Source organism: Nocardiopsis synnemataformans (assembly GCF_965343085.1).
GTDB lineage: Bacteria > Actinomycetota > Actinomycetes > Streptosporangiales > Streptosporangiaceae > Nocardiopsis > Nocardiopsis alborubida.
In genome coordinates this window covers 1-2,654 of record NZ_CBDRFA010000159.1, presented here as the reverse complement: position 1 = coordinate 2,654, position 2,654 = coordinate 1, and the positions used below count along the sequence as shown (strand labels likewise).

The 2,654-nt window shown below is 75.1% G+C and carries 3 protein-coding genes; all 3 read left to right on the top strand.

From position 1 onward, the window contains the following. Positions 1-134 precede the first annotated feature (134 nt). Entirely contained in the window at positions 135-695 is a 561-nt protein-coding gene (locus tag ACSIH6_RS39225; RefSeq protein WP_150251254.1) for a TIGR03086 family metal-binding protein, read from the top strand. A gap of 479 nt (positions 696-1,174) precedes the next feature. Then, positions 1,175-1,678, top strand: a complete 504-nt coding sequence (locus ACSIH6_RS39220) for a 2Fe-2S iron-sulfur cluster-binding protein (RefSeq protein ID WP_435113939.1) — start codon at positions 1,175-1,177, stop codon at positions 1,676-1,678. Further along, the coding region (locus ACSIH6_RS39215; RefSeq protein WP_435113937.1) for an FAD binding domain-containing protein at positions 1,675-2,654 on the top strand (980 nt) is incomplete at its 3' end. The genes ACSIH6_RS39220 and ACSIH6_RS39215, both read left to right, overlap by 4 nt.

Below are 2,654 nucleotides of genomic sequence, written 5' to 3'. Positions count from 1 at the left end.
CACCTGGGGGGGGGTCCAGGCCGCGGCGGCGACCGGCCCCCGGCCGCGGCCGGGGCCCCAGCGGACGGATTCACCCCCCGACGGCACGGGTAGGGGACCGGCGCAGAACCGCTACTTCGTCCCGGGGGACACTCATGGCACACCTGACCGAACTGCACGGAACCGCGATGGGGGAGTTCGACCGGCGGGTCCGCGAGGTCAAGCTGACGGACTGGGCGCTGCCCACGCCGTGCGCCGACTGGGACGTGCACGACCTGGTCAACCACCTGACCACCGAACAGCTGTGGACGCCGCTCCTGCTGGACGGCGCGCGGGTCGAGGAGGTCGGCGACCGCCTCGACGGCGACAACCTGGGCGAGGAGCCCATCACCACCTGGGAGGTCGCCTCCCGCGAGGCCCGCACCGCATGGCTGGCGCCGTCCTCCCTGGAGAGCACGGTGCACCTGTCCTTCGGCGACGCGCCCGCCGAGCTCTACCTGTGGCAGATGACCTTCGACCTGACGGTGCACGCCTGGGACCTGGCGCGCGCCCTGGGCACCGACGAACGCCTCGACCCCGACCTGGTCAAGGAGGTCCACGCCTGGCTGAACGACCAGGACCTCGGCCCGGGGCCGATGTTCGGCGCACCCGTCGAGGTCGGGCCCGACGCGAGCCCGCAGGACCGCCTGATCGCCCGCACCGGCAGGACCCCCTGACCCTCCCGCACGTCCCCCGGCCTGGTTCCGCACCCGGCCTGGTTCCGCACCCGGCCTGGTTCCGCACCCGGCCTGGTTCCGCACCCGGCCGGGGGCCGCTCCGCCGGGCTGAAATCGCCCGCCCGACCCGCCCGACCCGCATGCGCATGCGCATGCGCCGAACCGGCTGCGCGGCCTGGCCCTCGTCGAGGACGGCTGACCCGCCTCGCACGCGCGGGCGGCCCACTGCGGCACGCCCCGGGTGCCACGTACCGCCCTGCCCGCGCGCGGGCACCGGGTGTTTAGCCCTTCCCCTCCGGGTTACGCGCCTGAGTGGCGGCTCCCCGGACGCCCGCTTCCCGGCCCTCAGCGCCGTGTCGGCTTCCGGGAGCTCCACGACTGTCACAGACTGTGACGAGTCCCTGGCGCGGTGCGCCGGGCGGGCCGCGTGGACGGCGGCGCGCAGGACACCGACCCACACACGAGGAAGGGCACTGCCGGTGGAGGCCACGATCACACTGCACGTCGACGGAGAGAAACGCGAGCTCACCGTCGACACACGCACCACCCTGCTGGACGCGCTGCGCGACCGGCTGGGCGTCACCTCGCCCAAGAAGGGCTGCGACCACGGCCAGTGCGGATCCTGCACGGTCCTGCTGGAGGGCCGCCGCGTCGTGTCCTGCCTGACCTTCGCGGTCGCGCACGACGGCGCCAGCGTCACCACCGCCGCCGGACTCGCCGGGGAGGGGCAGCTGCACCCCGTCGCCCGCGCCTTCGTCGAGCACGACGGCTTCCAGTGCGGCTACTGCACGCCCGGCCAGGTCTGCTCGGCCGTGGGCATGCTGGAGGAGGCCGCCGCCGACTGGCCCAGCCACGCCACCGAGGACCTCGGCGCGCCGGTCAGCCTCGACGACGACGAGATCCGCGAGCGCATGAGCGGCAACCTGTGCCGCTGCGGCGCCTACGTCAACATCGTCGCCGCGATCCGGGAGGCCGCCCGGTGAAACCCTTCCACTACACCCGCCCCGCCGAGGCCGCCGCCGCCGTCACCGCCGTCGCGGGCGACCCCGAGGCCTCCTACATCGGCGGGGGCACCAACCTGGTCGACCACATGAAGCTCGGCATCGCCGAGCCCACCTCCCTCGTGGACGTGCGCGACCTGCTCAGCCACCGGATCGAGGAACTGCCCGACGGCGGCCTGCGCGTGGGCGCGGCCGTGCCCAACAGCGACCTGGCCGCCCACCCCGGGGTGCGCCGGAGCTACCCCGTCCTCTCCCAGGCCCTGCTGGCGGGCGCCTCCGGCCAGCTGCGCAACGCCGCCACCACGGGCGGCAACCTCCTCCAGCGCACCCGGTGCGTGTACTTCCAGAACACCGCCATGCCCTGCAACAAGCGCGAACCCGGCACGGGCTGCTCGGCGATCGAGGGCTACGGCCGCTACAACGCCGTCCTGGGCACCTCCGAGCACTGCGTGGCCACCCACCCCTCCGACATGGCGGTCGCCCTGACCGCCCTGGGCGCCCGGGTCCACGTGCTGGGCCCCGGCGGGGAGCGCACCGTGGACATGCCCGGCCTGCACCGCCTGCCGGGGGACCGGCCCCAGCGCGACACCGTCCTGGAACACGGCGACCTCATCACCGCCGTCGACCTGCCCCGCCTGCCCCTGGCCGCCCGCTCGGCCTACCGCAAGGTGCGCGACCGCGCCTCCTACGCCTTCGCCCTGGTGTCGGTGGCCGCGGCGCTGCGCGTGGTGGACGGCACCGTCGAGGACGTGCGCGTGGCCTTCGGCGGCCTGGCGCACGCGCCCTGGCGCGCCAGCCGCGCCGAGGAGGCGCTGCGCGGGGGACCGGCCACCGAGGAGGCCTTCCGCGAGGCCGCCCGGGCCGAACTCGCCGACGCCGCCACCGGCCCGGACAACGCCTTCAAGGTCCCCATGGCCGTCAACACCCTCGCCGCGACCCTGCGCGACCTGACCGCCGA

What these genes read in the sequence shown, in the direction of transcription:
- ACSIH6_RS39225 (WP_150251254.1), top strand. Translation starts at nt 135, where the DNA reads ATGGCACACCTGACCGAACTGCACGGAACCGCGATGGGGGAGTTCGAC.